The 6,120-nt window shown below is 68.6% G+C and carries 6 protein-coding genes and 2 tRNA genes; 6 read left to right on the top strand and 2 right to left on the bottom strand.

Translation table 11 applies throughout. The annotated features are described in order from the left end of the window. The 3 genes from AB4Y86_RS09640 to AB4Y86_RS09650 all read left to right on the top strand — a co-directional run. A partial coding sequence (locus AB4Y86_RS09640; RefSeq protein WP_441402028.1) for a fumarylacetoacetate hydrolase family protein occupies positions 1-140 on the top strand: 140 nt, incomplete at its 5' end. A gap of 35 nt (positions 141-175) precedes the next feature. Then, positions 176-1,711 carry a glutamate--tRNA ligase gene (gene gltX / locus AB4Y86_RS09645; protein WP_441402023.1) on the top strand — a complete coding sequence of 512 codons (1,536 nt, stop codon included), beginning with the start codon at positions 176-178 and terminating at the stop codon, positions 1,709-1,711. Next, on the top strand, positions 1,711-2,448 hold the full coding sequence (locus AB4Y86_RS09650) for an HAD family hydrolase (RefSeq protein ID WP_441402024.1): 738 nt from the start codon (positions 1,711-1,713) through the stop codon (positions 2,446-2,448). Before gltX ends, AB4Y86_RS09650 begins: the two co-directional genes overlap by 1 nt. Before the next feature lie 142 nt (positions 2,449-2,590). On the opposite strand, the gene AB4Y86_RS09655 is transcribed toward AB4Y86_RS09650, so the two are convergent. Continuing rightward, entirely contained in the window at positions 2,591-4,051 is a 1,461-nt protein-coding gene (locus AB4Y86_RS09655) for a hypothetical protein (protein ID WP_441402025.1), read from the bottom strand. Positions 4,052-4,394: 343 nt separating this feature from the next. Between AB4Y86_RS09655 and AB4Y86_RS09660 the strand changes: the two genes are divergently transcribed. Together AB4Y86_RS09660 and AB4Y86_RS09665 are read left to right on the top strand one after the other, a co-directional pair. Then, positions 4,395-4,466, top strand: a tRNA-Gln gene (locus AB4Y86_RS09660). Positions 4,467-4,550: 84 nt separating this feature from the next. Beyond that, a tRNA-Glu gene (locus tag AB4Y86_RS09665) sits at positions 4,551-4,623 on the top strand. A 149-nt stretch (positions 4,624-4,772) separates the two neighbouring features. Here AB4Y86_RS09665 and AB4Y86_RS09670 read toward each other — a convergent pair. Next, positions 4,773-4,916 (bottom strand): hypothetical protein, encoded by a 144-nt coding sequence (locus tag AB4Y86_RS09670; RefSeq protein WP_441402026.1) that lies wholly within the window; start codon positions 4,914-4,916, stop codon positions 4,773-4,775. A gap of 86 nt (positions 4,917-5,002) precedes the next feature. Between AB4Y86_RS09670 and AB4Y86_RS09675 the strand changes: the two genes are divergently transcribed. Further along, positions 5,003-6,120 (top strand): dynamin family protein (locus AB4Y86_RS09675; RefSeq protein ID WP_441402027.1); only part of this gene is annotated, 1,118 nt, incomplete at its 3' end.

Genomic DNA, 6,120 nt, shown 5'->3' on the forward strand with positions numbered 1-6,120 from the left:
CGCACGCCTTCACGCTGCTTCCCGGCGACGTCATCATGACCGGCACCCCGGCCGGCGTCGGCCTGGTCAAGGCCGGCGACCGCTACGAAGTCGAGATCGAGGGCATCGGACGCCTCTCGAACCCGGTGGTCCGCCGCTAAGGCAACGCCCGGCGCGCGGTAAAGTTGGTACCACTATGACTACTCCCACCGCGCCCGACGCCGTCTCCAGCACTGCCACCACGGAAATGACCAGCGAAGTCACCGCCGAAACCCCTGTCCGGGTCCGGTTCTGCCCGTCACCGACCGGGACCCCGCACGTCGGCCTGATCCGCACGGCCCTGTTCAACTGGGCCCACGCCAAGCACACCAAGGGCACCTTCGTGTTCCGGATCGAGGACACCGACGCGGCGCGCGACTCGGAGGAGAGCTACCAGCAGCTGCTGGAGGCCCTCAATTGGCTCGGCATCACCTGGGACGAAGGCATCGGGGTGGGCGGCCCGCACGAGCCGTACCGCCAGTCGCAGCGGCTGGACCTCTATAAGGACGTCGTGGCCAAGCTCCTGGCCGCGGGCTACGCCTACGAGTGCTACTCCTCGCCGGAGGAAGTCGAAGCCCGCCACCGGGCCGCGGGCCGCGACCCCAAACTGGGCTATGACAACTTCGACCGGGAGCTTTCCGAGGAGCAGGTCGCCGCGTTCCAGGCCGAGGGCCGGAAGCCGGTGCTCCGGGTGCGGATGCCGGATACGGACGTCACCTTCACTGACATGGTCCGCGGCGAGATCACGTTCAAGGCCGGCAGCATTCCCGACTACGTGATCGTCCGCGCCGACGGCTCGCCGCTTTACACCCTGGTCAACCCGGTGGACGACGCGCTGATGGGGATCACCCACGTGCTGCGCGGCGAGGACCTGCTTTCCTCCACGCCCCGCCAGGTGGTGCTGATCCGCGCGCTGATGGAGATCGGCGTCGCCAGTTACCTGCCGGTGTTCGGGCACCTGCCGTACGTCATGGGCGAGGGCAACAAGAAGCTCTCCAAGCGGGATCCCGAGTCCAACCTGTTCCTGCTCCGGGACCGCGGGTTCATCCCCGAGGGGCTGCTCAATTACCTCTCTCTGCTTGGCTGGAGCCTATCCGCCGACGAGGACATTTTCACCGTGGACCAGCTGATCGAGAACTTCGATGTCCATGATGTGCTGGCCAACCCGGCGCGTTTCGACATCAAGAAGGCCGAGGCCATCAACGGTACGCACATCCGCATGCTGGACCCGGAGGACTTCCGCGGCCGCCTGGTTCCCTACCTGCAGGCCGCCGGCCTGGTGGGGGAGAGCCTCACGGCCCGCGAGGATGAGATCCTCACCGAGGCGGCCCCGCTGATCCAGGAGCGCATCTCGCTGCTGGGCGAGGCCCCGGAGCTGCTGGCTTTCCTGTTCAAGGACGACGGCGCGATCGACGTCGCCGACGACGCGCGCAAGGGTCTGCCGGAGAACCTCGCCGAGGTCCTCGATGCCGCGCTGGCGGCCCTCGAGCCCGTTGCCGTGTGGACTGCGGAGAACATCCAGGCCGCGCTGAAGGAGGCCCTCGTGGAGGGCATGGGGGTCAAGCCGCGGCTGGCCTTCGGCCCCGTCCGTACGGCCGTCTCCGGCCGCCGGATCTCGCCGCCGCTGTTCGAATCCATGGTCATCCTGGGCAAGGATTCGTCCCTGGCGCGCCTGCGCGCCTTCCGCGGCTGATGAACGGCGGATCAGACTCCGACGGCGGGGTCCTCGCGGCCGGGCTGGACGGCATCCGCGGTGTGTTGTTCGACATCGATGACACCCTGGTGGACCTCGAGTTCGCCATGACGACGGCGTTGCGCGGGGTCAGCGAACACCTCCTGCCGGGCCTCAACGAGGCCGGCTGGGAGCGGTTCGGGCGGATCTTCACGCGGGAAACGACGCATTTCTACGACCGCTACCTGGCTGGCGAACTCAGCTTCAACGAACAACGTCTGCTGCGCGGCCGCGCGGCGCTGGGGCACTTCGGCGTCGAACTCGAGGACAGCGAGCGGGCAGAGCACTGGGTCAGCTCCTACGCCAGCCTGCAGCACAGCTACATCCGCGCCTTCGACGACGTGGCACCGCTGCTGGATGCGCTGGATGCCGCCGGAGTCCCGTACGGCGCCGTCAGTAACAACGTCCACGACTACCAGCGGGTGAAACTGGACGCCGCCGGCCTGGACCGCATCGGGATCCTGGTCGGCACCGACACCCTCGGCGTGGCCAAGCCGGACCCCGCGATCTACCTCGAAGGCGTGCGCCGGCTCGGCACCGGGCCCGGCGAAACGCTGTACGTGGGCGACAACCGCCTCCTCGACGCCGAAGGATCGACGGCGGCCGGCCTGCTGGGCGTCTGGCTCAATCGCGGCGGAGAGCCTGCTCCCGGCTTCGCCGGCCGCGAGGTCGCCTCGCTGCTTGACCTGCTGGCCTGACCCGGCAGCAGCCCCAGACAGCAGTATCCAACACAGCAGTATCCAACGCAGCCGGATCCAACACGTCGGGCTCAACACAACGGCCCCGTCGGAGGAATCCTTCCTCCGACGGGGCCGTTTGCGTTACCGACCAGGTGGACGGCTAGGCTGCTTGCCGTGCCAGGCGGTCCTCCGCCATTCGGTCCTGTGCCATCCGGCGGTTCCGCAGGATCAGGTAGGCACCGACGGCGCCCAGTCCCAGCAATGTCACGAGGCCCACGGCCACCGCGATGTCGCCGTTGATCATGTTCGACGGCGAGACCGCTGCGGCGCTGGAGTACAGCGTGCCGGTACCCGCGGCAATCTTGGCGTTGCCGTCGGCCAGCTTGTCGGCGCCGGTGGACAGTTGCGTGGTGCCGGAAGCCAGCTTGGTGTTGCCCGCGGAGAGCTCCGACGCGCCGGAAGCCAGGGCCCCCGAACCGGTCAACAGACCAGGGTTGGCCGGGTCGGCGGGATCACCCTTGATGCCGGCGTTCAGCGCCACGGTGCCGTCGGCCAGCCGTGAGCTTCCGTCTGTCATCCGGGCCGTGGCCTTTAGCAGGCCGGGGTGCTCGGGATCTCCGGGGACTCCGTCCATGCCGACCCTGATCTTGCCGGTACCGTCCGCCAGCAACTCCGTCCCCAGCACCACGCCCGGGTTGTTGGGGTCGCGGCTGTTGAGCTTGCCCGCCAGGGTGGCGAACCCGGCGGTGAGCTTGCCGGTCCCGGCGTGGAGCTGCCCGGTGCCGGCCTGGAGCTGCCCGGCCCCGGCCTGGAGCTGGGACGCCCCCGCCTGGAGCTGGGAGGCGCCGGCATCCAGCTGGTGGGCGCCGGCGAGGATCTTCGCAATCTTGTCCTTGACCAGGGACAACGGGACGAACCCCTGGACGGGATCATTGGCGGCAGCCTGCAGCAGCTCAAGGGCCTGGGCCAGCGCCGCGGTACCCGTGCCGGCCTCCGGGTTGTTGTTGGCCCCGCGGTAGCCCTTCAGCTGGTTGGTTCCGGCCGTCAGCTGGTTGGTGCCGGCGGCCAGCTGGTTGGTGCCGGCTTCGAGCTTGCCGGCGCCGGCGTCGAGCTGGGTAGCGCCGTCGGCCAGGTTGTTTTCGGCGTTGCCCGCTGCGGTGGGAGTCAGGGCCGCGGAGAGCTGCCCGGCGCCGGCGGCCAGCTTCCGGGCGCCGTCGTCAACCTGGTACACGCCCGGGGCCAGCTTGTTTTCGACGTCCGTTTGAATCTTCACTGCGCCCGTAGCCAGCTCGCTGGCACCGGCCTGGAGCTGATCCGCGCCCGGGGCGAGTTTGCCGGCGATTCCGGCGTGGATCTTCTCAGCCCCTTCCGAGACTTTGCCGGCTCCGGTGTCCGCCTGGCCCGCGCCGGTGGCGAGTTTGCCGGCACCGTCCTTGAGCTGGTCGGCGCCGGCGGCGGCCTGGGAGGCGCCGTCGTTGAGTTTGGCGGATCCGTCCGTGATCCGGCCGGTGACCAGGGTGTAGAACCCCAGCAGTGCGATCAGGAGCAGGGCCAGTATGGCGATGGCGATCTGCTGGGCACGGGTTCGGATTGGGGCGGTGGCGGCACGGCTCTGTGACACTGACTGTTCCTCTCGACGATCTCGCCGGCAACGGCTCTGCTGCCGGCCCCGGAATGTGATGCAGCTAACACTCCGAAGCGGTCGTTATTCTGCCCTCAACTGGGTGGGGGAGGGGGTTGTTACTCATTGGTAACTTACCGAGAGTAAACTTGTCGCGGCCGGGTTGGCAAGGGTTTCCGGGGAAGAATCTCCAAAAGTGCGGCGGCCGGAGGGGTGCGAAGGTGTCGAGGAGGGCGCGTGCGGTCCGATTTGTGCGCGGCAAAAGTCTCGGGTAAAGTAATTACTCGTGCTGAGGCGCTGGGAGCGCGGGTTTGGACCTGCGGAACCGGCCCGAAAGTTCCATTGGGATATGGTGTAATTGGCAACACAACGGTTTCTGGTACCGTCATTCTAGGTTCGAGTCCTGGTATCCCAGCTCTGAAAGACCGCGGATTTCTGCGGCAGTTCAGGGGTTCTGAATCGGTCAAGCCGGTTTGGAACACGTTTGGAAAAAGTGCAAGGCCCCATCGTATAGCGGCCTAGTACGCTGCCCTCTCACGGCGGTAACGCGGGTTCGAATCCCGCTGGGGTCACGAATGTCCCCCGGAAACCACGGTTTCCGGGGGACTTTTTGTTACCCGAGAGAACTGTTCAACGAGTGGGCCGAGGGGTCGGAGTGGGCCGAGCGGTCGTTCCGTCCACAGGGGCTGCCCCCGGAGGCCCGAAGCCGGGCCGGTGCGGACTACTGGTTCTTGCCCTTGAGGATGAGCAGCAGGTTATGGCCTACGGTGGCTTCTTCCCGGAGGTCTGACCCCTTCAGGGCGATCGCGTAGTTGTGGATGTCGAGGAGCTTGTCGCCCGTCCTAGGGCTGAGTTCTGTTGTCACCGCAAAACCTTGACAGGCGGACCTTGGAGCAAGCTGTGAGGCGCAGAACCCCGGGCTCCGGCTGGTCCAACTGGCATGATGATGCTGTGAGTACCAGCGAAAGCGCCGACCGGACCGGGCAGTCGTCACCCGCTGCCAGGCAGGCGGCCGCCGTCGAACTCCTCGAGACCGTCCGACGGGAGCTCTCCGCGGTGTCGCTGCCGCTGGCGCTGCCCGGCGCCGAGACCGCACGGCTGGACATCCGCCACGCCGTGGCCCAGCTCGACGACTACATCCTGCCCCGTTACCGCAGCCTTGACGCGCCCCTGCTGGCCGTCGTCGGCGGCTCAACCGGCGCCGGCAAGTCCACGCTTGTGAACGGACTCGTGGGCCACGCCGTCACCCGCGCCGGCGCGATCCGGCCCACCACCCGGCAGCCCATCCTGCTGCACCACCCGGACGACGCCGCGTGGTTCGAGGACCAGCGCGTGCTGCCGAGCCTCAGCCGGATCCGCGGAACCGTGGTCACCACAGCGGTGCCGGCCGCCCCGGCCGGGCCCAGTCCCGACACCGGCGCCGTCACTTCGCTCGTGCTCGCCGCCGACCCGGCCGTGCCGCCAGGGATCGCGCTGTTGGATGCTCCCGACGTCGACTCCGTCTCGGAAGACAACCGCAGATTGGCGGGCCAGTTGCTCGCGGCCGCCGACCTGTGGATCTTCGTGACCACCGCCAACCGCTACGCCGACGCCGTCCCGTGGCGCCTGCTGCTGGACGCCGCCGCGCGCGACATCATGGTGGCCGTGGTGCTGGACCGGGTGCCGCCGGCCGCCGAGGAGGAGGTCAGCGCCGATCTCCGCTCCATGCTGGGCCGGCAGGGACTGGCCGCTGCCCGGCTCTTCGTCATTCCCGAGGTGGTCCTGGACGCGGCGGGCATGCTGCCCGCAGACGCCGTGGACCCGCTCCGGCGCTGGCTTGAGGAACTCGCCGCCGACGCCGCGGGACGGGCGGGGATTGCCCGCCGGACGCTCAACGGCACGGTCAAGGCGCTGGGCGGCCGGGTGCAGGCCGTGGCGGAGGCCGTCACCGCCCAGCACCGCGCCGCCGCCCTGCTGAGCGCGGATGTCAGCGGCGCGTACCATGACGCCGTGGGACGGATCCTGGACGCGACCCGGGACGGCGCCCTGCTCCGTGGCGAGGTCCTGGCCCGCTGGCAGGACTTCGTAGG

It is taken from the genome of Arthrobacter sp. 2YAF22_2 (assembly GCF_052114645.1).
In the GTDB taxonomy this organism is placed as follows: domain Bacteria; phylum Actinomycetota; class Actinomycetes; order Actinomycetales; family Micrococcaceae; genus Arthrobacter.